Source organism: Halomonas sp. HG01 (assembly GCF_000968715.2).
Lineage (GTDB): Bacteria > Pseudomonadota > Gammaproteobacteria > Pseudomonadales > Halomonadaceae > Halomonas > Halomonas halophila.
This window is the reverse complement of sequence record NZ_CP022134.1, coordinates 1,324,397-1,345,655: the sequence shown is the minus strand read 5'-3', so window position 1 is coordinate 1,345,655 and position 21,259 is coordinate 1,324,397. Positions and strand designations below refer to the sequence as shown.

Sequence of the window (21,259 nt, the reverse complement as noted above, 5' to 3'; positions counted from 1 at the left end):
TCACGACGACATCCAGGGCCAACCTTCACGACGCTCAGTTACGGACCCGCCTCAGCCATAGAATGCCGGACGCTCAGGCATGTTGATCGCTTCGATCTGCCCGCTCTCCTGCGCCTTGACGCAGGCATCGCTGGCAATGGCGGCGGCATAGCCGTCCCAGGATGACGGCCCGCCGATCTCGCCGACGGCAACGCCGTCGATGAACGCTTGCAGTTCGACGTCGAAGGCGTCACCGAAACGCTGCTTCCAGTCCTGCAGGATCTCGTTGGAGCGCTGGCCGCCCTGGCGGAAGGTCAGGCTCTGCGGCTCGGGCAGGTGGGCGATGCCCTCCTCGCCTACCACGTCACACTGGATGTCGTAACCGTACTGGCAGTTGACGAACACCTCGACATCGATGCGTACGCCCTTCGCGGTCTCCAGCAGGACCATCTGCGGATCTTCCACCTTGCTGTGAGCATGGCGCGTCTTGCGCGGGAAGATCACCTGGGCGCTGGCGTAGTCGTCGTCGAGCAACCAGCGGAAGGTGTCCAGCTCATGGATCAGAGTGTCGTGGATCGCCATCGGTGTGACGTAGCGCTCCGGCACGTCGGGGTTACGGTGGGCGGCGTGCACCAGCAGCGGCTCGCCCAGGCGGTTGGCGTCGATGGCATCCTTCATCAGGTTGTAGCCGCTGTCGTAGCGACGCATGAAGCCGACCTGGACGAGGCGCCTTCCGGCCTCGATCTCGGCATCGATGATATGGCGACAGCCCTCGGCGGTAGTGGCCAGTGGCTTCTCGCAGAACACGGCCTTGCCGGCCGAGATGGCGGCGAGCACGTATTCTTCATGAGTCGGGCCCCATGAGGTGACCAGCACCGCATCCACGTTGTCGGACTGGATCAGCTCGAGGCCGCTCTCGTAGACCCGCGCATCGAGACGCAGACGATCGACGACGCCGCGCGCCTGGTCGGCATTGACGTCGCTGACGGCGACGATTTCACCGCCGGTGAGGCGTTGGGAAATGCGGCGGGAATGCTCCTCGCCGATCATGCCGGTTCCGATGACACCGATTCTGACGGTCATGGTGATGTCCTTTAGTGTGTTGAGCTTGTTCGTAGAGAGGACAGTGGGCCTGGCGATGATGCCGGGCCCACTCGGCATCACTGCTTCCAGTACTTGTCGACGTAGCGCTGGATCTCTTCTCGCATAAAGCGCGAGGACTCCACGGCGCGCTCTTCCCAGGCAAACACGCAGCTCGACAGCACACCGTCGAAACCGATCTCGTGCAGGGTCTTGAAGAAGACATCCCAGTCAACTTCACCCTCACCGATGTCCAGGTGCTGGTGCACGCGAGCGTTGGAGGTCGGCGGATTGACGATGTACCGAAGCCTCGAAGAGCCCTTGTGATTGAAGGTGTCGGCTACCCGAGCATGGGCCAGCACACCCTGTGTGGAGCGCATCGTCTCGGCCAGATCGTCGCCATAGTAGAAGGAATGCGGCGCGATGTAGGACGCCTTGACCGCCGGGGAATCGATCGTCTTGATGATATTGACCGCCGGCTCCATGGTCTCAACCCAGTCCTCGGGGTGAGGCTCGATGCTCAGGGTCAGGCCCTCGCGTTCGAGAAGCGGCACCAACACGTCCATGGAACGCCAGAAAGCGTTCTCACAGGCCTCCGGGGTATGCCGCCCTTCGCGATCGGCGAAGGAGCGCTCGTCAGAGCCGCCGCGGCCGAACTCTGACACCAGCGTGTCGCATTCCATTTCCACGGCGATCTCGATGACCCGCTTCCAGTTATCGATGGCCATTTCCCACTCGTCCTTATAGGGACTGGACCAGCGGTACATCGGCTGCATGGTCGCAAGGGCGACGCCATGATCTTTCATGGCCTTCTTGAAGGAACGCACGCGCTCGGGATAGACGCGGGGGCGCGTCCACCAGTTCAGGAAATCGGGGCGCGGCGACAGCTCGATGTAGTCGTAGCCGAGTTCGGCGGTCAGCCGGCAGGTTTCCTCCAGCGACAGGTGCCGATGCATATGAGGGTCGAGGGCGATCTTCATGACGAACTCCGAGTGATGAATGAGTGTTCCAAATGGGGATCAGCGCAGACCGGCCTGCACGAAGGCCATGCTCTGGCGCAGCTCGGCCACCGGATCTGCCGCGGCATGCACCGCCTCGGCGAAGGGCTCGAACGAGACGTAGCCGTCGTAGCCCTCATCCAGCAGCCGGCGCAGCTGGCCGACGTTGTCCAGTCGATCCGCCTCGCCGACCAGGAAGCGATCGCCGTCGAGCATCTCCTCGAAGCCGATGGCCGGATCCTCGACACCGGAGATATGCACCAGGCCGGTCATGTCGGCGAACAACTCTGTCTCGCCGGCTCCCTGATGATGGAAGGTGTCGTGGACCAGGCCAAAGCGCTGCTCGAGACCCAACTCACGAATCACCGTCACCGCCGCACGCTTGGTGCGCAGGGTGGAGATCGGGAACCCCAGCGGCTCGACGAAGCCCCTGAGACCATACTGGCCGAGGATGCCGTCCAGCGCGGTAAGTGCCTGCTTGAATGCGGCCGCCTTGTCGGCCTCCGAGCCACAGTAGTCGCCATCGACCAGCGGGCACAGTACCAGGCCACGTCCACCGCAAGCCGCAACCAGCTGAGCCAGCTTGTCAGCCTGAGCGGCTCGCTCGTCGCTCCAGTCGTTGAACGGATAGAGGGCATTGAGGCTCAGGATCTCGACGCCCAGCGCCCGGGCGCGTTCGCCAACGGCACGCGCCTGCTCTACATCAACCAGGCTGTTCTCGCCAACGTCGTTGCGCAGCTCCACGGCACCGACGCCCATCTCGGCGGCGACCTCGATCAGTTGCGCGGGTGTCCAGCGGGGGCACACCATGTGATTCAGCGAAAACTTCAGGGCTTGCTTTGCCATGACGGGCTCCAGTGATGACGTCATTGTTGACCGGCCATCGCGCCGTTCGGGCAACGCCCGGTGGACGGGATGACGCATTTTCCGGAAGGCTAGAACACATATTCCACTCCATCAACAAACAGAACATTCCATCCTTGAGACAAAGCCTCGAGAGAAAAACAATAAATCCATGAGTATCAGATAGTTAAACTGTTCATCGCGGTGTCGCAATCCGCGTAAATTACGACCAAAGCAGCATTCCACTCCGCTCATATCAGGTGGAAAAACGGAAAAATTGCTCCGCCAGCCATTCTATACTAACGTAGAAATGGAATTTTTATTCCCTCTGCGCTATTCTGGGCATCACGATGAAATGAGCGCATCAGGCCCCACCAGCGAGGCGCAACCATGAGCCAGCCCCCTCAGGACTTCACCACACTGGAAGAGCGCATCACGTCGGACTATCCGGCGCTGAGCCGTCGCCTCCAGCAAACGGCACGCTTCCTGCTCGATCATCCCCAGGAGGTGGCCTTTGCCACCGTAGCCAAGCTGGCCGAGAGGGCGAGTGTCACGCCGTCGACGCTGATCCGTTTCGCCAACCATTTCGGCTTCTCGGGCTTCTCCGAGATGCAGCAGCTGTTTCGCTCGCGACTGGTGGACGAACTACCCAATTACAGCGAGCGCATTCGCGCCGTGCGCTCAGCCACCGGCGAGACGCCGGACAGCACCCAGCTGCTGTGGGAATTTGCCGAGGCCAACCGTGAGGTGCTCGATCAGCTACCGGGCAACATTGATCCCCGGCACCTGGAGCGAGCTCTGGACATCTTCGAGCAGGCGCGTGCCATTCACGTAATGGGGGCGAGACGCAGCTTCGTGGTCGCGAGCTACATGACCTACGCCCTGCATCACATCGAAAAAAGCACCTACCTGGTCAATGGCCTGGGCGGCATGTACGGCGAGCAGGTACGCAACATCGAGCCTCAGGACGCCCTGATGGTGGTCAGTTTCTCACCCTATGCTCCCGAATCCCGCGAGGTGGCAGACGAGGCCCGAAAACGCGGTATCCCGCTGGTGGTAATCACCGACTCGAGCCTCAGCCCGCTGGCTCGCATCGCCGATGTCTCACTGGTGGTACACGAGGCAGAGGTCAAGAGCTTCCGCGGATTGACGGCCTCGCTTTGCCTGACCCAAACCCTGGCCATCGCGCTGGGAATGCGCCAGGACAAGGCCCGCGACCGTTCCGGCCGTGATGGCGACGAGGCACAGGCCTGACCCGGCCAACGCCCCATACCGCCGGCAGCACCCGCGCGGTCCCAGTAATCCAAGATCCGATTCGCCGTCGTCCTGGAACACGACGACGGCGCCCCTGCGCAGCAGGCAGGCAATACACCGCTGGATGACACTCACTGAACTCGACAGGAGCGCCCCATGACTTCACTGCTGGTACGCCCTCACGCGCCCGATGATCAGGGCACGGTACTCGACATCACGCCGGAATCCGCCGGCTGGGAGCACGTCGGCTTCCGCATCCACCAGCTGACCAAAGGCCAGCGCCTGGAGGCCAACACTGGCAACCGGGAACACTGCCTGGTGCTTCTCACCGGTCGCGCCACCGTGAGCTGCGGCGAGCATCGCTGGGAAGATATCGGCGAGCGCATGGACATCTTCGAGAAGGTGCCACCCTATGCGGTATACCTGCCCGATGGCGTCGGCTTCGAGGTCGAGGCGACCACCGACATGGAACTCGCGGTCTGCAGTGCCCCGGGGCACGGCAACCACGCGCCCCGGCTGATCGCCCCCGACCAGATCCAGCAGAGCACTCGCGGCAGCGGCACCAATACCCGCCACATCCAGGACATCCTGCCTGAGACCGAGCCGGCCGACGGCCTGCTGGTGGTGGAGGTCTACACCCCCCCGGGCAACTGGTCCAGCTACCCCCCGCACAAGCACGACGTGGACAATCTGCCCGAAGAGTCGATCCTCGAGGAGACCTACTACCACCGCCTCAACCCCTCCCAGGGCTTCGCCTTCCAGCGGGTCTACACCGATGACCGCAGCCTGGACGAGACCATGGCAGTCGAGAACGGCTGCTGCGTGATGGTACCGCGCGGCTACCATCCGGTCGGAGCCCCCCACGGCTACGAGCTCTATTATCTCAACGTGATGGCCGGCCCTAAACGCAAGTGGAAGTTCCAGAACGATCCTGCTCACGATTGGATTGCCCACCAGTAACTCAACTCTTTACTGGCTTCTCTCCGCGTCAATTTCTCCGAATTGACGTTTTCCCCGCCTCGGCGGGGTTTTTTGTGTCCAGCCCCCGTATCGGCCAGCACTCGGCTCCACCCAAAAAAGAAACAAAAATTCCATTAATACCAAAGTATAGAATATTTCTTTTGCATTTATTGATTTTGGAATCTAGATTCCAAATAGGATTCTACGGGATTCCTCACTCCTAACGGCATGCCAGCCGCGAGCATAACGAACAATATTCGGGAGACCCTCCATGAAACGCCTATTCCTTGGTACCGCCCTATTCGCTGCCTGCAGCTCTTCTGCCATGGCCGCCACCATCGGTGCGTCGGTGGCCTGGTTCGACGACAACTTCCTCACCACCATGCGCAACGCCATGCAGGCCGGGGCGGAAGCACAGGGCCACGACATCCAGTTCCTGGACGCCCAGGGCGACATCGGCCGCCAGCTGAGTCAGATCCAGACACTGGCCGCGCAGGACGTCGATGCCATCATCATCAACCCGGTGGATACCGCCGCCACCCAGATGATGACCAAGACCGCCGTCGACCATGGCATCCCGCTGGTCTACGTGAACCGCCAGCCAGAAGGCAACGACCTGGACAACGACAACGTCGTCTTCGTCGGCTCGGATCAGAAACTCTCGGGCACGCTGCAGATGGAGGCCATCGCCGAGCGGCTTGACGGCAAGGGCAACGTGGCCGTGATGCTCGGCGAGCTATCGTCCGGGGCCACCCACAAGCGCTGGGACGGGGTCAAGGAGGTCGCCGCGGAGTATCCCGATCTCGACATCGTTGCCGAGCAGCCCGCCGACTATCAGCGCACCGACGCCATCAATCTGATGAACAACTGGATCGTCGGCGGCGAGCAGATCGACGCCGTCGCCGCCAACAACGACGAGATGGCCCTGGGCGCGCTGATCGCCATGAAACAGTCCGGGATCTCACCCGACGAGATCCTGGTCGGCGGCATCGATGCCACCCGCGATGCGCTCGAATCCATGCAGCGGGGCGAGCTGGCCGTCACCGTCTTCCAGGACGCGGAAGGCCAAGGCGGCGGCGCCGTTCAGGCCGCCATCGACATGGTCAACGGCGAGCCCGTGGACGACATCAACATGGTCCCCTTCCAGCTGGTCACTCCCGAGAACCTCGACGACTTCCTCAACTGATGCCGCCAGCCCCGTCCCACCGGGCGGGGCAACGCGAACATCGTCGGAGCGTGCGACATGGCAACGATGAACACACGACAAGACCCCCACGGCGGCGCCGATCGCTACCTGCTCGAGGTCGTCGACGCCCGCAAGACCTTCCCCGGCGTCGTCGCCCTGGATAACGTCCAGCTCAGGATCCGGCCAGGCACCGTACACGCCCTGATGGGCGAGAACGGGGCCGGCAAGTCGACCTTGATGAAGATCATTGCCGGCATCTACATCCCCGAGCGAGGCGAGGTCCGCCTGCATGGCAAGCCCCTGAGCCTGAACGGGCCGCTGGATGCCCTCGAGGCCGGCATCGCCATGATCCATCAGGAGCTCAACCTGATGCCCTTCATGACCATTGCCGAGAACATCTGGATCCGCCGCGAGCCGATCAATGTGCTGGGGCTGGTCGATCATCGCCGGATGAACCGGATGACCGAGGAGCTGTTCGAGCGCCTGGGCATCGATATGGACCCGGAGACCGAGGTGCGCCACCTCAGCGTGGCCGGCCGTCAGATGATCGAGATCGCCAAGGCGGTCTCCTATGAATCCGACGTGCTGATCATGGACGAACCCACTTCGGCACTGACCGACCGCGAAGTGGAGCACCTGTTCCGCATCATCGCCGACCTCAAGGCCCAGGGTAAGGGCATCATCTACATCACCCACAAGATGGACGAGGTTTTCGAGATCGCCGACGACATCTCGGTGTTCCGAGACGGCCAGTTCATCCATGCCGCTCCGGCCAGCGATCTGACCTCCGACGAGATCATCAAGCTGATGGTGGGACGCGAGGTCACCCAGATGTTCCCCAAGGAGGAGGTCCCGATCCGCGACGTGGTGCTCTCGGTCAGGAACCTGGCGCTGGAGGGCATCTTCGAGGACATCAGTTTCGATGTGCGCGCCGGCGAGATTCTCGGCATCGCCGGCCTGGTCGGCTCGGGCCGTACCAACGTGGCCGAGACGCTTTTCGGCGTGACGCCGGCCACCGGCGGCAGCATCGCCATCGACGGCCAGGAGACGGTGATCTCTTCTCCCCACCAGGCCATGCTGCGGGGCCTCGCCCTGCTCACCGAGGACCGCAAGGAGACCGGCCTGTTTCTGGGGCTGTCGGTGATCGAGAACATGGAAATGGCCGTGCTGCGCGATGGCTACACCCGAAGCGCCTTCGTCGAACAGGGTCGCCTCGAACAAGAGTGCAGCGCAATGAAGGAGCTGCTGAGGGTCAAGACCCCCAGCCTCGACGAGCGCATCGGCAACCTCTCCGGCGGTAACCAGCAGAAGGTGCTGATCGGCCGCTGGCTGATGACCAATCCGCGCATCCTGATCCTCGACGAACCGACCCGCGGCATCGACGTAGGCGCCAAGGCCGAGATCCACAAGCTGATCAGCAAGCTCGCCGGCCAAGGGGTCGCGGTGATCATGATCTCGTCCGAGCTGCCCGAGGTCATCGGCATGAGCGACCGCATCATGGTGATGCACGAAGGCCGGACCACCGGCTTCCTCGACCGCGGCGACGCCGACCAGGTCAACATCATGGAACTCGCTTCCTCGCCGGTGACGCCACCGGCCGAGAGCGCCTGATACACATCGAGATCAACAACAACGAGTGAACATCATGGCTAACGCAAACGACATGCCGGACACCTCTCGACCGCTTGAGGTGGTCAAGAAACGCAAGCGCAAGGTCCCGACCGAGGTCAGCATCCTGCTGGTACTCGTCGGTATCGCCGTGCTCTTCGAGATCATCGGCTGGATCGTGCGCGGGGATTCATTCCTGATGAACCCGCAGCGACTGCTGATCATGATCCTGCAGATGTCGATCATCGGTATCATCGCTATCGGGGTGACCCAGATCATCATCACCGGCGGCATCGACCTGTCGTCCGGGTCGGTACTGGCCCTGACGGCCATGGTCACGGCCAGCCTGGCGCAACAGTCGGAGTACGTGCGTGCCGTTTACCCGGCCCTGACCGACATGCCCTGGATCGTCCCGCTCGTCGCCGGGATGCTGGTCGGCGCCCTGTGTGGCCTGGTCAACGGCGCCCTGATCTCGTTCGCGGTGATTCCGCCCTTCATCGCCACCCTCGGAATGATGGTCAGCGCCCGCGGCCTGGCCCGGGCCTATACCGACGGCCAGCCGGTCAGCATGTTGACCGAGCAGTTCACCTGGATCGGCTCCGGCGCCAATCCGGTGATCATCTTTCTCGCGGTCGCCGTGATCTTCCACATCGCCCTCAAATACACCCGCTACGGCAAGTATACCTACGCCATCGGCGCCAACCCCCAGGCGGCCCGGGTGTCCGGCATCAACGTGCGGCGCCACCTGGTGCTGGTCTACGCCATCGGCGGCTTGCTGGCCGGCCTGGCCGGCGTCGTGGCCTCGGCACGCGCAGGAACCGGCCAAGCCGGCATGGGCCTGATGTACGAACTCGACGCTATCGCTGCAGCCGTCATCGGCGGCACCAGCCTGGCCGGCGGCTACGGCCGCGTCACCGGCACAGTGATCGGCGCCCTGATCCTCGGCGTCATGCTTTCAGGCTTCACCTTCCTTGGCGTCGATGCCTACTACCAGGACATCGTCAAGGGCGCCATCATCGTGGCCGCCGTGGTCGCCGACCAGTATCGCCAGCGCCGTCGCAACAAGGCAGCCTGATCCCGCCTGCCCGGCCGTTCCAGGCCGGGCGCTATTCACGTCCTGATTCAGGCATTCCCCATCTGGACCTGCCCATCAACAGTGGACCTCGTTGAGACTTCGCACGGCTGACCGGGGCGCTGGCCGCCCAGCTGATGCGCGGTCATGCCGCTCGCGGGCACGGCGAGGCGGATCCGGCCACCCTGGTCGAGGCCTATCGCTCGCCGGGCTCGGGCGAGGCGTGAGGCGTGAGGCGTGAGGCGTGAGGCGTGAGGCGTGAGGCGTGAGGCGTGAGTGTAGCGCGCCGCATAAATTGAGACATTGAGCCACAAGGTATGGGACATGAAAACGGCCGGGGTTAACCGGCCGTTATTCGTTGCTTACTAGGGGGTTCTGACGGGCTCAGTCGTCGATGATCACCCGGCCTTCATCATCGGTGGTGACCTGCTGGTCGAACTCCACCTGTACGAGCTTCGGGCCACGACGCTTCAAGCGGTAGAAGTCCAAGCCACAGAAGCTGAGCACATCATCGTCGTTATGGATCTCCAGCATCCGCTTCAGCTCGCCGACGGTGATCTCCATGGGTCCCTCCTGGGTATCAGTGAATGCTCATCCATCTAACCAGAGCCAGCGAGCCTTGGGAATCACGGTGATTCCCTGCCCCTACGTCTCCGACCACTCCACCGCTTCCAGGGCCGCGCGGTCTTCGGCGGCCAGGGCGGTGTCGATCTGGGCGTTGAGTTCGCCTTCGCGGGCGATCAGCTGGCCGCGGCGGGTGGCGATGTCGAGCAGCGCCTGGCGGACGTCGCTGACTGGGTGGTCGGCGTGGAAAAGGCCGTCGCTGTCCTTCCAGCTCGCGAAGGTGGTCTGGCCGGTGGTGTCGGCGAGGTCCAGGGCCTCCATCAGCGCCTGGCGGTTGCTGGGATCGCCGGCGTAGCGGATGCCGTTGTAGGTGATGCCCGCCTGCTCCGACGCCTTGCGGCCGGCCTCGAGGTCATCGCGCTTCCGGGCGGCGAGATCCCCGAGGGGCTCGGGCGGGGCCTCGTCCAGTGCCTCGGCCGGCGGCTCGACGCCGAGCTCGGCAATCTCGTGGCGGCTGCCATCGGCGAGCCAGTAGACATGGCCGCGCCAGTCGGCCACCACTTCCCAGGCGTCGCCCGCCCAGCGGGCGGCCTCTCGCTCGCCGGTAGCCGGCGGCTCGATGCTGGTCGCGCCGGCCGGAATGCGCGGCTCGCGGCGCATGGGATCCAGGGGCGCTTCGCGGCCTGCCGGGTCGATCACGGTGCCGTCGGCGAGATTGATGTCGTAGATACGCATGCTCGGCTCCTCAGATTTTGGTCAGATAGATGACGGCGTTGTTGCGGGGATATGTGCTATCGCCAGTCCGAGCGTCGGGAGAGTCGGCAGAATCCAGCAAAATGCTTTCTACTCGGGCCTCACTCGATGCAAACGCTGACCCTGCGGTGCTGCTCAGTATTACGCTGAGAGCCCCCGTTGTTACTGCGTTACCGTCGTGGTCGTTAGCATTTAAATTGCTGATGCTGCCCGTAATCTGCTGCATCTGGTCCATCTGATGCCCGGCCAGCGTCCTCCCTGCATCGACCCCGCGGCCGTTATCCCAGCCACGTTTGAACTCGCCCCTGTCATCCGGCAGCAGAAACGTCGTGCTGCCATCCCCCGCGCCATGCGTCGTACCGTGCGCCGCGAACACGCGCCGGTAGTCGGCGCGGCTGATCTCGGCGCCGTCGTTCTCGACGTAGCCCTCTGGTAGGGTCTCGCTGCGCCACTCGATGGTGGAGCCCGGCTTGACGCCGTCCCACGCCATCCAGACGTGCGGGCGGTTGGCGGCGTTGGTGGGGTCGACGCCCTGGACGGTGCCGGCCTGATCGCGGTCGTAGAATTCGTAGAACTGGCCATCGCTGCCGCGCACCACCTCGCCGGTGGTGTAGGTGCGATTTGCATCATAATCAGCAAATTGCAACGTGCTCAGCTGCAGCGCCTGACGGCCAGAATCCGGCGTCGTGCCAAGCGCCAGTTGATTGGCGTTATGGAAAATCTCCCTCCACGCTCCCCAGGCACTACCCTCCCTGGATCGAAATTTAAATAAGCCATCTACTGAAATAGCTAACTGAGCGCCGGCGCCAAGATTATCATGCGGAAGCACCAGTAGACGGTATGTCTGGAATGGGTCTACACCGCCGGTCCCCGCTCTCACTGTCCACCAGCCGCCGTATAACTTTTCATCGACGCTGCCATCAGAGATGTCCGGCGCGAATGCCCCCAGACCGTGCTGATTGAAAGCCTCATGCACCCCCGCCGCGTCTGGGTATTTGTTGGCGGCCCCTGCTTTGGCCTCGGCGGTGGTGGCCTTCTCGACGGTGCCCTTCTGGGTGGTGGTGGCGGCCAGGCCACGGATCGCCGCGAGCAACTGGGCCTCGTCCGCCACATCGGGGGTGATGCCCGCATCGGCGAGCACCGCGAGCAGCTCCCGCTGCAGCATGTTGAACCAGTCGGCCAGCATGGGGGTGGCCTGCTGGCCGGTTGAGGGGTTGCCGGGGCGCCATTCGCCCTCGGTGGTGGCCCGCTCGGTAAAGGCTCCTACCTTTTCCACGGTGCGTCTCCTCTAGGCTTGATAGCCGATTTGCAGAATGAGCCAGCTCGGTGCGGCGTGGCGCAGCGAGCACTCGACCAGCTCGTCGCCCCAGCTGCGCAGGGGGTCGCCGATCTGGGCTTCGTTGATGACGGACTGGCGGATCACGTCGCTGGGCAAGGTGATGCGCCAGGTCCAGTCCCAGTCCTCGCCGTTGAGGTCGTCGCCGATCACGGCGCCGGTGTGGCCGGTGGCGGTGTCGACCTCGACGGTGGCCTCGCGGAACTCCTCCACGGTGGCGCCTTGGTAGCCGAGGCCGTCGGCCAGCTCGATGTAGTCGGCGGCACGCATGCCGCCCTGGCCGACGATGCGCCCGACCAGGGCGGCGCGGCGGTCGGCGATGGACTGGTCGGCCGGCGCGCAGGCGCTGGGCAGGCTGTAGCTGGCTTCCCACTCCTCGAACAGGTAGAGCGCCTGGCGCGGATCGGCCTCGGCGAGCAGCTCGAGGGCGCGGCGGTCGACCCGCTCCAGCTCCTGGGCCTCGCCCTCCAGCAGCCGCTGCAGGCGGCTCTCCGGCGCGGTGGGCCAGATGCGGCCGGGCGGCAGCAGGCTGAACAGCAGCTGGCGGTAGGTGTCGGCGCTCAGGTGATCCACGTGGCGCCTCCCCACAGCGGCAGCTCGCCGGTGGCATAGGTGACGTTGGCGCTGGGCGACTGCAGGTCATAGTCCTCGACGCCGGCTGCGGTGCTGATGGCGTGGCGGATGCGGGTGATCAGCAGGGTGCCGCCGGGCTCGCCTTCACGCTCGACCAGGTCCTGGAGGTTGGTGGCCACCGCGGCGCGCACCTCGGCGGTGTCGGGCACCACCGAGAGCTGCGGCGCGAAGGCCACGCCGGTGGGCGCGATCACGTAGAGGTGGGCGGTCACGTTCTTCTTGGTGGTGACGTGGTCGAAGACGGCGTCGAGCAGCTGCTGGGACGGCAGCGGGCCGTCCGGGGCGTCGTCGGCCATGATGCGCAGCACGACGGTGCCGGCGCCCATGCCCAGCGGATCCTCCCAGGCGCGGGTCACGCCCGCGACCTCGAGCGCCCAGCCTTCCCAGTCGCCCTCGGCACCGCCCCGGGGCACCCGCGCCCGGCGCAGCATGATGCGGTCGCGCCAGGCGGCGAAGGCCTCCAGGTCGACGCCGCCGGCGAGCCCGTCGGCACCCACGGTGGCGGCGCTGTTGACGCCGGCCACCGGCGACACCAGGTTGAGCTGGGTACCGGCCGACTGGTTGCCGGCCAGGCCGGCCTCCACGGCCTCGACCTGGGCGGTGGCCACCCCACCGGCGATGCTCACCTCCTCGGTGGTGGCGTATTCCTGGTCGTCGACCTGCAGCCGGGTGCCCTCGACGATCACCGCGCCCTCGTCGCCGGTGAAGTCCACCGGGCCGGTGGCCGTGGCGGCCGCGCGGCGCGGCACGCCGGCGCTGTGCAGGTAGAGGTTCTCGTCGTCGCAGGTCTCGGGGAAAAGCTGCTTCTCCAGCCACTGCAGGTAGCCGTAGAGGCCGTGCACCGCCCCGGCCTGGCCGGTGGCCAGATCCTTGGTCAGGCGCGTGGCCAGGGCCGCCTGGGCGCCGGGCAGCCGGGACACCAGGTCCTGGTCGATGCGGTTCAGCAGCTCCGCCAATGTGGGTCGTTTAAACGCCATTTATCCCTCCGCTCATCCCTTGATCACGCGGCGTTCTGCCAGACGTACTCGTATTGGCGATCCAGCGTCGCCTCGCCGCCGCGCCGGATCTGGATGCGCAGCTGAAGCACGCCCCGGCGCAGGTGGCTGGCCTCGACCGTGACCTCCTCGGCGATGCGGTCCTCGACGATCCAGGCCAGGGCCTCCTCGGCGTATTCCTTGGCCCGGCGCAGCACGCTGTCCTCCTCTTTCTCGCGGCTCAGCAGCCACAGCCGCGAGCCGTGGGGGCGCGGGTGGTAGGCATCGGCCCACCAGCCGCGCCGGTCGCCGACGCCATCGGGCAGGCGGTCGGCCTCGAGCGCGCGCCGATCGGTGAACAGCGAGAGCACCACGGCGGTGTGCAGGCCCTCGTCGGTGGCCAGGTCGCCGTCCTCGAGGGCGAGGTCGTACCACTGCTCGGCGGGGTCGTAGCGCAGCGCGATGTCCATCAGTTCATCCCCTGGTTGGGCGGATCGGTAGGCCCGCCACTGTCGTTCTCGGCGTGGTCGTGATCGTTGTAGATGTCACGCATCCCCTGCATGGAGCTGACGCCGTCGTAGACGTCGCCGGTGACGCGCAGGTTGCCGTCCATGTACACGTCCGGGCAGTTGACGAAGTTCACCGGCTTGCCGACGCCGTCGATCACGATGCCGCTGCGGGTCAAGTGGACCTTCTGGCCCTGGTCGTCGTAGATGGCCATCTCGCCCCGGGCGAGGCCCTTGAGGCGGTAGCGGCGGTCGTCCACCGCCAGTGCAACCAGGTGGGCCCGGGCGCCGCCCACGGCGGCCACCACGGCCTCGGCGCCGGGGTGCGGGTGGCTGGTGATGCCGTACTGCTGGAAGCGCTCGGCCTGGGCGGGCTCGCCGCCCAGCAGCGTGACCTGCACGCCCTGGAGCTTCAGCGAGTCGTCGACCAGCTTGAGCACCCCGCGGCTGACCAGCAGGCGGATGCGCCGCCACAGCGGGCCGGCCAGGCGCTGCCAGGCGCGTCGTTGATCGGCCATCACCACCCCCAGCCGGCGGGGCTGCCGGTCGTGCCGCTCGAGGAGGCCTCGGGCTTGGGTTCGGGTACCGGCACCGGCTCGAAGGCGGCCGGGGGTGCGACGCGCAGCTCGGCGCGGCGGCCCTGGTCGTCCTCGAGCAGCTGCACCTCGCTGACCAGCAGGCGTTCGTCCAGGCCCAGGTAGGGATCGCGCACCGGCACCAGGTCGCCCGGGCGCCAGACGCCCTGCTCGTGGCGCCAGGTGCCGACGGTGTAGGTGATGCCGCGCCCCTGGGCCCAGCGGCGGCGGGCCTCCAGCTCGGCGCGGGCCTGGCAGTCGGCGGGATCGGCCGGGGTGTCGCTGACGATCAGGGTGCGGCGCGGGGCGCGCACGCGGGGATCCTGGGCGCGGGCGCGCGGACTGGCCGCCGCCTCGCCGTGCCAGCTGTCGTCGCCCGGGGTCTGCCCCTCGACGACGTACTCGTTGAAGCGGTCGCGGTCGCTGAACTGGCCACGGCCGGCGCGGATGTTGCTGCCCAGCACCAGCGGCGTGCGGATCTCGCGCTGCACGGCATGCACGATCAGCAGCCGGCCCTCGGCGTCGCTGACGATGCGCGCGCCGCGGATCTGGGCGGCGCGCTCCAGGGCCTCGGCGATGGGCTGGCCGTCCTCGAGGGCGAAGGCACGCAGCGGGCGGCTAGCCCCGATGCGGTCGATCACCTCGATGCCGTAGGGCTCGGCCAGGGCGCGGGCGATCTGCACCAGGGTGCGGCCGTCGAAGCGCTGGTCGATGCCGCTGCAGTCGACCAGGTCGGCGGCGCGGCTGCGGCCCCGGGCGGTGATGCTGTGGCGCTCGGCGTCGTAGTCCGGCAGCACCTCGTCCAGGTAGCCGGTCACCACGAGCTCGTCGCCCACGGCGACGGTGCAGGCCTCGCCGGGCGTCACCGGCCGCACCTGGCCGGCCTCGCTCCAGCGCTCGGTCAGGCCCAGCTCGAAGTCGTCGGCGACCTGGTCGAGGCTCAGGCGGATGCGCACGCTCTGCCAGCCCTGGTGGCGCTGGCTGCCGATCTGCAGGACGACCGGCGGGCGGTCGGTGGGCTCAATCACTCAGCACCTCCAGGGGAATGCCGCCGCGCAGGGCGCCGGGGCGTGGGACGTTGTTGCGCACAGCGATCTCGTCGGCGCGGGTGGCGTCGCCGTAGAGGCGATGGGCCAGCACCAGCGCCGGGGTGTTCACCTGCGGGGTGTGGGTGGTCATGCCGGGCAGCGCGGTGGCGCGGGTGCGCAGGTCCTCGGAGACCGCCACGCGCAGTGCCACCAGGGCGGCATAGACGGCGTCGCTGATCGGCTCGCGCACGCTGGCGGCGGTGGTCGACTCGCCGCCTGAGGCGTCGATGGTGGCGTCGCCCTGGGCGATGGTCAGCTCGTCGATCAGGGCCAGCACCTGGCCGCCAGCGTCCTCGGCGTCCTGGCGGCTGATCCAGTCGGTGTCGGCGACCAGGCGCGCGGCGGTGACGGCGGCGGCCCGGCCGCTGAGGCGCTGGGCGGCGATGGTGTTGCGGCCGCGCTGGCGGCGCTCCGGGGTGTCGGCGATGGGGATCTCGACGTTGCGGCCGCTGGTGCCGAGCTCGCGCAGCACCCGGGCCGCCCGCACCGGGGTGCCGGGGCTCAGGCGCACGCGGCCGGTGCCATCGGTGGCCGGGCTGCCCAGCCGGCTGCTGCCGCTGTAGAGGTCCAGGGCGGTGATCGGGCGCATCACGGCGTTGCGCAGGCGCGCGTAGCCGCCCAGGACGGTGTCGGCGAGATCCTCGGGGGCGCGGATGACGTCGGTGATCTCGTCGGCGACGTCGCCCACCATCTGCTCGAGGTCGCCCATCACGGCGAGCAGGTCGCGCTCCACCGCCACCAGCGACCAGCCCTGCAGCCCCTGGACGCTCCACTGGTCGGTGAAGTCCTCGAGCAGCGAGGCCTCGGCGGCGTCCGCCGCCAGCGACAGCTCGCGCCGGGTGTCGAGGCTGGTGGCCGGGTAGGCCTCCTCGCCGCTCTCGCTGAAGGTGACCTGGAAGGTGCAGACGCCACCCTGGCGGGTGCTTTCCCGCCAGCGCACGTCGCTGGCCACCGCCGAGAAGGTGCCCAGGTACGGGTGCACCAGGGTGGCCGCACCCGGGGCGTCCAGGGCCTTGATCAGGGCGTCGCGCTCGCGGTCGTAGTCGTCGCCGGCGACGAACAGCTCCAGCCGCCACTCCTTGGCGCGGCGGCCCATGTCCTCGCTGTAGGGCCGGTCGCGGCGCGGGTACTCGTGCACCAGCCAGCGGCGGCCGCCCTGGGCGTCGGCGCTGGCCACGTGGAAGTCCACGCCGCGGAAGCTGCCGCGCAGCTCGGGGTCGAGTCGATCACGCCAGCTCATGTGCTAGGCTCCCTTGGGTACGCTTGGAACTGATGGAAGGGATATACCCATGAAAACGACGGACAAGATCATGGTCGCGGCGATCGTGGTCAGCGCGCTGCTGACAGGCGGCGTCTACTGGTGGATACCCGATATGCACTGGGGCGTGTATCTGGGCATCTGGTTCGTTCTTGCCGGTGCCGGCTATAACCAGTGGGTCAAAGACGCAGCCCACGAAAAGCAGGCCAACGCCGACGACCTTCCACGCAAGTCTTAACCTCACGGCATCACCCCCAGCAGACCCGACTCCACGTCGAAGCCCATGCCGCCCCGGGGCGTCGCCTCGGCGACCCGGGGCCGGCCCTCACCGTCCACGATGATGCGCAGCTCGCCGCCGACCTCGGCGCGCGCGGCGCCCTGTGCCGGCATCGGGGTGCCGCTGCCCACGGCCGCGCCGGCCTGGGGCGCACTGGGCTGCGGCACGCTGGGCGTCTCGATGCCCAGCCCCTCCCGGGCCCAGTCGGGCATCCAGCCGGTCAGGCTGTCGAGCTTGCCGCGCAGCCAGCCGGTCAGCCCCTCCCACTGCTCGCCGATGCCGGCCTTGAGGCCGTCGATCCAGGCGCCGCCGATCTCGGCCAGGTCGAAGCCGCCGAAGATCTCGCCCAGCGCCTCGAGGCGCTCGTTGGCCCAGGTGGTGATGGCCTGCCAGCTCGACGACACCCCGTCCACCAGGGTGCCGATCCATTCGGCGCCGGTCTCCGAGAGCGGGCGCGCGCCGAACAGCTCGAACACCTCGTCGATGGCGCGCAGCAGCAGCCCCGCCGGGCTCCAGCTGGCCAGGTCGCGCATGATTCCGCCGATGCCCTGGTCGAACCAGGCCGTGATGTCGTCCCAGAGGCCACCGAACCAGGCGGCGATGCCGTCCCAATTGCGATAGATCAGGTAGGCCGCGCCGGCCACCGCCGCGATGCCGGTGATGATCCAGCCGACCGGGGTGGTCAGCATGGCCAGCGACAGCGCTCGAATGCCGGCGATCGCCGCCGGTACCGCCCGCGCCGCCACGCCCAGCAGTCCTCGGGTCAGGGCGACCAGGCCCGTGGCCGCCATGCCCACCCCTCTGGCTGCGAACACCAGCAGCACTCTGGTGAGTGCCACGATCCCTCGGATGGCCATAGTGGCCGACCGCACCGCAAACAGAGCCAGCTGCTTCCCGAAGCCCAGCAGGGCCATCACTGACTGAGCCACTGACAGCAGGAAGCGCCCCGCCAAGACCCCGGCCAGGATGGCGATCAGGTTGCCGAAGCCCCCGACCCGATCGGCCGCCCAGGACGCGGCGCCGCCGATCAGCCGGATGCCGCGCCAGGTCTCGCGAATGCCCTCCAGGATGCGCTCGCTCACCGCCTCGCGATTGACGCTGGCCAGCTCACTCATGCGGTCCATCCAGTCGGTGATGGCGGGCAGCAGGTCGCCCACCACGGTGCGCTGGATGCCGAACAGCGACTGACGCAGGCTGCCCATCTGGCGGGTGTACTCGCGGGAGTTCTCGATCTCCTCGGGGGTCAGGATCTCGCCGCGCTCGCGGGCGGCCCGCATGATGGCCTCGACCTCCTCGCGGGTGGCGCCCAGCATGGCCACCATCTGCTCGGCCCCCTGGCCACCGAAGATCTCGTCCATCACCCGCTGGCGGGCGGCGTCGTTCTCCAGGCTCCCCAGGCGCGAGCGCACCAGGTCGAACATGGCGGCGGTGTCGCCACCCGTCTTGCGCAGCTCCTCCACGCCGATCCCCAGCCGCCCGAAGGCCTCGGCGGCGGGGCCGCCGGCCGTCATCACGAACTCGTCGGCGCGCATGCTGAGTTCCTTCAGGCCGTCGACCAGGGCGTCGTTGCCCACGCCGAACTTCCTGCCCACGGCCTGCCATTCCTGCAGCCAGGTGGTGCCCACGCTCAGCCGCTCGGCGCTCTCCTGGACGGCGGTACCGACGTCGGTGACGCCGGAGACCAGCCGCTCCACGCCCCACACCGCCCCGGCGGCGAGCCCGCCCATCCACAGCATGCGCTCGCCGAGGCCCTTGGCCCGCTCGATGGTGGTGCCGATGGCGGCATTGGCCCGGCGCGCGGAGGCGCCCAGGCGGTCGAGCCCGGCCCGGCGGCCGAGGCCGGCCAACGCCTGCTGGACGCGGCGCACCGGGCGGGTCACCCGGTCCACCAGCTCCAGGACGATGCTAGTCGCCATGTTGGCCATGTTGCTTGACCTCCTCGGCCAGGGTTGCGGCCTGGTGGTACCACCAGACCAGGTCGTCGACGTCGAGCTCGAGCAGCTCTACCGGGTTGAAGCCGGTGAAGGTGACGGCGACCGCGCGGATCAGCGACGCCCAGTCTTGCGGCGCTTGGGCAAAAAAGGCTCGATGGCCACCAGGCACAGGTCCATGTCGCGGGCATCGAGCTCGTCCATGGCGTGGGCCGGCAGGCCGGCCAGGGCGGCGACCAGGGCCAGGCCCTTGCCGATCTCGCCGCTGGCCTGGTCCATCTTCTTCAGGTGCTTGCCCTTGACCCGCTTGGGCAGGGTCAGCGCCTCGAGGGTGCGCGGGCCGTCGTCGAGCTTGCTGTGCGTGTAGACCAGCGGCTCCTCGAGGGTGATGACCAGGGCGTCGCCCTGGTCGTCGAGGCGTGCGCGCTCCTCGTCGGTCAGCTCGATGCCGTCGATCTGGTCGCGCAGGGTGTCGAGGTTGTCGTCCATCGGTTAGACCCTCCGGCAGGTGCGAGCTGCCATGTTCAGGGGAAAGGTGCCCTCGCTGCTGTTGAGCGCGGGCGGTTCGGTGACGAAGCCGCCGGTGAGCATGTAGTCCTGGCCGTTGTCGGCCTCGAACAGCACCGTGGCCCCGACGATCTTGCCGATCTCGACCAGGTCCATCTCCTCGGTGTGCAGCACGGTGCACTGCAGGGTCGGGGCGACCGGCTCCTCGTTGTAGTAGACGCGGGTACCGGCCATCTTGGTGGCCCGGTTGACGCCGCCCGGGTTGAGGGTGGCGCCGCGCTCGCTGGGGAATTCCTGGCCGTTCACTCGGATGGTGGCGCGCCCGGTGATCTTTCCGCTCATGGGGAGTTGTCCTCCTGTTAACGGGTGGTTATCCGCCGCTTATCCCTCAGCGACGGAACTGGGTCTGCTGGGCATGCACGCGGTACTGGCCGATCAGCATCGGCTGGTCGATCACGTTCAGCCGGCTGGGATCGTCGGGGTCGATATTGGCCTGCAGGCTCTCGGCGTAGCCCTCGTAGTCGCGCACCCAGCCGTAGGCGCCCATCAGCGTCAGCTCGTAGAGGTTGAGCAGCTCGGTCTTGGCCACCTTGGGGGTCATGATCGGCTGGCTGGGGTCGTAGAACTCACGGTCCTCGTCGGCCGCCAGCTTGTGGCGCGGGTACTTCTGGGCGAACAGCGAGATCTGCTCGAAGCGGATCCGCTCCAGGGTCTCCGGGGTGTTGATGTCCAGGTAGCTGTCGTCGGCGATGCCGGCGGCGTTCTCCTGGTAGGTGGTGATCTGGCGCTCGATGCGCACGGTGCCGTCGCTGGCCACGGTGTAGGTGGCGATGCCGTCGAACAGCAGCAGGTTGCGCTCGTCGTCGGTCCAGCGATCGCTCTCGGCGGGGCCGATCAGCCCGGGCAGTGCCAGGGTCTGCAGCGGGCGGGCCGGATCGTTGGCCAGCGCGGCGGCGCCGACGATGGCGTCGGTGGCCGCCCACAGCCAGGTCGGCGACACCGCCGGGCCGGTGCCCATGACGCTGACGTGGGGCGAGTTGCGGCCGTTGCCGAGGGTCGCGGTCTCGCTGTGGGTGCCGCGGAAGGCGGCGAAGGCGCGGCCGCCGATCTGGCGCATGGGGCCGTAGCGGTCGGCCAGCTCGCCCTCGATGGCCTCCAGGCTGGTGGTGTCGGTGTAGGGCAGCGCGACCCAGTTCCACCACTCGCTGCCCATGCCGGCGATCGCGGTGGAGAGATCCGGGTTGGCGGCGCCGCCGGTGGGCGGGGTGTAGCTCAGCACCACGCCCTGGGGGCGCGGCTCGCCCTTCACGCTGTCGCGCAGGTCGATGTCGTTGCCGGTCTCGCCCTTCCAGCGGCAGGTCAGGTCGACCTCGCTGGCGGTGGTGCCGTTCACGGCGGCGGTCACCGGCATGCGGTCCTCGGCGTTGATGGCGTCGGCGATGGCCTGGGCGGCGTCCTCCGGGGTGCCGCCGGCGGTCAGCTCGACCCACACGCGGTAGCCGGCGACGTAGAGCGCCAGGGGGCGGGTCTCGCTGGCCCCGGAGGTGACGGCGATCTTGCCGGCGGCGGCCGTGGCGGCGGCGTCGTCCTCCAGCGGGATGGCCCAGGTCTCGGTGTAGATGTCGACGTCCTTGATGGCGCGCATCATCTCCGCGAGCATCGAGCCGCGGCCGAACAGGCCGTCGGCCTGCTCCGGGTTGGTCACGCGCACGGCCTGGCCGGCGGTGGCGGTGCCGCCGGTCAGCATCTGGCCGAGCACCAGCAGCTTGCCCATGAAGACGCTGTTGCCGGCGAGGCGGTTGTCGAACTCGATGTACCAGCCGGGCACGCGCAGCGCCGACGGGATCTGGTTGAAGACGGTGGAGCTGACGGTCATC

General features: G+C 67.2%; 22 protein-coding genes. 6 read left to right on the top strand and 16 right to left on the bottom strand.

The genetic code is table 11. The annotated features are described in order from the left end of the window. Window positions 1-51: 51 nt before the first annotated feature. The 3 genes from UN84_RS06380 to UN84_RS06370 form a co-directional block, all read right to left on the bottom strand. Window positions 52-1,062: a Gfo/Idh/MocA family protein gene (locus tag UN84_RS06380; protein ID WP_046077735.1), complete on the bottom strand. Its 1,011-nt coding sequence runs from the start codon at window positions 1,060-1,062 to the stop codon at window positions 52-54. 77 nt (window positions 1,063-1,139) lie between these two features. Beyond that, window positions 1,140-2,039 carry a sugar phosphate isomerase/epimerase family protein gene (locus UN84_RS06375; protein WP_046077734.1) on the bottom strand — a complete coding sequence of 300 codons (900 nt, stop codon included), beginning with the start codon at window positions 2,037-2,039 and terminating at the stop codon, window positions 1,140-1,142. Between the two features lie 39 nt (window positions 2,040-2,078). Beyond that, entirely contained in the window at window positions 2,079-2,903 is an 825-nt protein-coding gene (locus UN84_RS06370; protein ID WP_046077733.1) for a TIM barrel protein, read from the bottom strand. Window positions 2,904-3,290: 387 nt separating this feature from the next. On the opposite strand from UN84_RS06370, the gene UN84_RS06365 reads away from it, so the two are divergent. The 5 genes from UN84_RS06365 to UN84_RS06345 all read left to right on the top strand — a co-directional run bounded on the left by UN84_RS06365 (window position 3,291) and on the right by UN84_RS06345 (window position 8,983). Further along, the gene (locus UN84_RS06365) at window positions 3,291-4,154 is read left to right on the top strand and encodes a MurR/RpiR family transcriptional regulator (protein WP_046077732.1); all 864 of its coding nucleotides are present in this window, start codon (window positions 3,291-3,293) and stop codon (window positions 4,152-4,154) included. 156 nt (window positions 4,155-4,310) lie between these two features. Beyond that, on the top strand, window positions 4,311-5,114 hold the full coding sequence (gene iolB / locus UN84_RS06360; RefSeq protein ID WP_046077731.1) for a 5-deoxy-glucuronate isomerase: 804 nt from the start codon (window positions 4,311-4,313) through the stop codon (window positions 5,112-5,114). Window positions 5,115-5,385: 271 nt separating this feature from the next. After that, the gene (locus tag UN84_RS06355) at window positions 5,386-6,300 is read left to right on the top strand and encodes a substrate-binding domain-containing protein (protein ID WP_046077730.1); all 915 of its coding nucleotides are present in this window, start codon (window positions 5,386-5,388) and stop codon (window positions 6,298-6,300) included. A 66-nt stretch (window positions 6,301-6,366) separates the two neighbouring features. After that, the gene (locus UN84_RS06350; protein ID WP_152662811.1) at window positions 6,367-7,911 is read left to right on the top strand and encodes a sugar ABC transporter ATP-binding protein; all 1,545 of its coding nucleotides are present in this window, start codon (window positions 6,367-6,369) and stop codon (window positions 7,909-7,911) included. Window positions 7,912-7,945: 34 nt separating this feature from the next. Continuing rightward, a complete protein-coding gene (locus tag UN84_RS06345; RefSeq protein WP_046077728.1) occupies window positions 7,946-8,983 on the top strand; it encodes an ABC transporter permease in 1,038 nt (345 codons plus the stop codon). Between the two features lie 381 nt (window positions 8,984-9,364). Here UN84_RS06345 and UN84_RS06335 read toward each other — a convergent pair whose 3' ends face one another. From UN84_RS06335 to UN84_RS06295, 9 genes are all read right to left on the bottom strand, one after another. Beyond that, window positions 9,365-9,544, bottom strand: a complete 180-nt coding sequence (locus tag UN84_RS06335) for a hypothetical protein (RefSeq protein WP_046079629.1) — start codon at window positions 9,542-9,544, stop codon at window positions 9,365-9,367. Window positions 9,545-9,625: 81 nt separating this feature from the next. Next, window positions 9,626-10,279, bottom strand: a complete 654-nt coding sequence (locus UN84_RS06330; RefSeq protein ID WP_152662867.1) for a DUF4376 domain-containing protein — start codon at window positions 10,277-10,279, stop codon at window positions 9,626-9,628. A 10-nt stretch (window positions 10,280-10,289) separates the two neighbouring features. After that, complete coding sequence (locus UN84_RS17320; RefSeq protein ID WP_052719372.1) at window positions 10,290-11,573, bottom strand: tail fiber protein; 1,284 nt, start codon at window positions 11,571-11,573, stop codon at window positions 10,290-10,292. A 12-nt stretch (window positions 11,574-11,585) separates the two neighbouring features. Further along, entirely contained in the window at window positions 11,586-12,206 is a 621-nt protein-coding gene (locus UN84_RS06320; RefSeq protein ID WP_046079630.1) for a YmfQ family protein, read from the bottom strand. Then, a complete protein-coding gene (locus UN84_RS06315; RefSeq protein ID WP_046079631.1) occupies window positions 12,194-13,243 on the bottom strand; it encodes a baseplate J/gp47 family protein in 1,050 nt (349 codons plus the stop codon). The genes UN84_RS06320 and UN84_RS06315 overlap by 13 nt, the downstream gene beginning before the upstream one ends. A gap of 23 nt (window positions 13,244-13,266) precedes the next feature. Further along, window positions 13,267-13,710 carry a phage GP46 family protein gene (locus UN84_RS06310; RefSeq protein ID WP_046079632.1) on the bottom strand — a complete coding sequence of 148 codons (444 nt, stop codon included), beginning with the start codon at window positions 13,708-13,710 and terminating at the stop codon, window positions 13,267-13,269. Next, window positions 13,710-14,264: a phage baseplate assembly protein V gene (locus UN84_RS06305; protein ID WP_046080447.1), complete on the bottom strand. Its 555-nt coding sequence runs from the start codon at window positions 14,262-14,264 to the stop codon at window positions 13,710-13,712. Before UN84_RS06305 ends, UN84_RS06310 begins: the two co-directional genes overlap by 1 nt. Continuing rightward, a complete protein-coding gene (locus UN84_RS06300; RefSeq protein ID WP_173834972.1) occupies window positions 14,264-15,349 on the bottom strand; it encodes a phage baseplate assembly protein in 1,086 nt (361 codons plus the stop codon). Before UN84_RS06300 ends, UN84_RS06305 begins: the two co-directional genes overlap by 1 nt. Next, a complete protein-coding gene (locus tag UN84_RS06295) occupies window positions 15,342-16,649 on the bottom strand; it encodes a DNA circularization protein (protein WP_046079633.1) in 1,308 nt (435 codons plus the stop codon). Before UN84_RS06295 ends, UN84_RS06300 begins: the two co-directional genes overlap by 8 nt. A gap of 49 nt (window positions 16,650-16,698) precedes the next feature. Here UN84_RS06295 and UN84_RS06290 point away from each other — a divergent pair, with 49 nt between their 5' ends. Further along, complete coding sequence (locus UN84_RS06290; RefSeq protein ID WP_046079634.1) at window positions 16,699-16,905, top strand: hypothetical protein; 207 nt, start codon at window positions 16,699-16,701, stop codon at window positions 16,903-16,905. A gap of 2 nt (window positions 16,906-16,907) precedes the next feature. On the opposite strand, the gene UN84_RS06285 is transcribed toward UN84_RS06290, so the two are convergent. The 4 genes from UN84_RS06285 to UN84_RS06270 all read right to left on the bottom strand — a co-directional run bounded on the left by UN84_RS06285 (window position 16,908) and on the right by UN84_RS06270 (window position 21,258). Then, window positions 16,908-18,860, bottom strand: a complete 1,953-nt coding sequence (locus UN84_RS06285; protein WP_173834971.1) for a hypothetical protein — start codon at window positions 18,858-18,860, stop codon at window positions 16,908-16,910. Window positions 18,861-18,989: 129 nt separating this feature from the next. Further along, window positions 18,990-19,364 (bottom strand): phage tail assembly protein, encoded by a 375-nt coding sequence (locus UN84_RS06280; protein ID WP_046079636.1) that lies wholly within the window; start codon window positions 19,362-19,364, stop codon window positions 18,990-18,992. A 3-nt stretch (window positions 19,365-19,367) separates the two neighbouring features. Continuing rightward, window positions 19,368-19,724: a phage tail tube protein gene (locus UN84_RS06275; protein ID WP_046079637.1), complete on the bottom strand. Its 357-nt coding sequence runs from the start codon at window positions 19,722-19,724 to the stop codon at window positions 19,368-19,370. Between the two features lie 46 nt (window positions 19,725-19,770). Next, window positions 19,771-21,258, bottom strand: coding sequence for a phage tail sheath subtilisin-like domain-containing protein (locus UN84_RS06270; RefSeq protein ID WP_046079638.1), 1,488 nt, complete (start codon window positions 21,256-21,258; stop codon window positions 19,771-19,773). Between the last annotated feature and the right edge of the window lies 1 nt (window position 21,259).

Coding starts and splice junctions, on each gene's coding strand:
- UN84_RS06335 (WP_046079629.1), bottom strand. CDS start 9,544: ATGGAGATCACCGTCGGCGAGCTGAAGCGGATGCTGGAGATCCATAAC.
- UN84_RS06315 (WP_046079631.1), bottom strand. CDS start 13,243: ATGGCGTTTAAACGACCCACATTGGCGGAGCTGCTGAACCGCATCGAC.
- UN84_RS06365 (WP_046077732.1), top strand. CDS start 3,291: ATGAGCCAGCCCCCTCAGGACTTCACCACACTGGAAGAGCGCATCACG.
- UN84_RS06285 (WP_173834971.1), bottom strand. CDS start 18,860: ATGGCGACTAGCATCGTCCTGGAGCTGGTGGACCGGGTGACCCGCCCG.
- UN84_RS06270 (WP_046079638.1), bottom strand. CDS start 21,258: ATGACCGTCAGCTCCACCGTCTTCAACCAGATCCCGTCGGCGCTGCGC.
- UN84_RS06370 (WP_046077733.1), bottom strand. CDS start 2,903: ATGGCAAAGCAAGCCCTGAAGTTTTCGCTGAATCACATGGTGTGCCCC.
- UN84_RS06295 (WP_046079633.1), bottom strand. CDS start 16,649: ATGAGCTGGCGTGATCGACTCGACCCCGAGCTGCGCGGCAGCTTCCGC.
- UN84_RS06350 (WP_152662811.1), top strand. CDS start 6,367: ATGAACACACGACAAGACCCCCACGGCGGCGCCGATCGCTACCTGCTC.
- UN84_RS06280 (WP_046079636.1), bottom strand. CDS start 19,364: ATGGACGACAACCTCGACACCCTGCGCGACCAGATCGACGGCATCGAG.
- UN84_RS06380 (WP_046077735.1), bottom strand. CDS start 1,062: ATGACCGTCAGAATCGGTGTCATCGGAACCGGCATGATCGGCGAGGAG.
- UN84_RS06330 (WP_152662867.1), bottom strand. CDS start 10,279: ATGCGTATCTACGACATCAATCTCGCCGACGGCACCGTGATCGACCCG.
- UN84_RS06275 (WP_046079637.1), bottom strand. CDS start 19,724: ATGAGCGGAAAGATCACCGGGCGCGCCACCATCCGAGTGAACGGCCAG.
- UN84_RS06305 (WP_046080447.1), bottom strand. CDS start 14,264: ATGGCCGATCAACGACGCGCCTGGCAGCGCCTGGCCGGCCCGCTGTGG.
- UN84_RS06375 (WP_046077734.1), bottom strand. CDS start 2,039: ATGAAGATCGCCCTCGACCCTCATATGCATCGGCACCTGTCGCTGGAG.
- UN84_RS06310 (WP_046079632.1), bottom strand. CDS start 13,710: ATGGACATCGCGCTGCGCTACGACCCCGCCGAGCAGTGGTACGACCTC.
- UN84_RS06345 (WP_046077728.1), top strand. CDS start 7,946: ATGGCTAACGCAAACGACATGCCGGACACCTCTCGACCGCTTGAGGTG.
- iolB (WP_046077731.1), top strand. CDS start 4,311: ATGACTTCACTGCTGGTACGCCCTCACGCGCCCGATGATCAGGGCACG.
- UN84_RS06355 (WP_046077730.1), top strand. CDS start 5,386: ATGAAACGCCTATTCCTTGGTACCGCCCTATTCGCTGCCTGCAGCTCT.
- UN84_RS06290 (WP_046079634.1), top strand. CDS start 16,699: ATGAAAACGACGGACAAGATCATGGTCGCGGCGATCGTGGTCAGCGCG.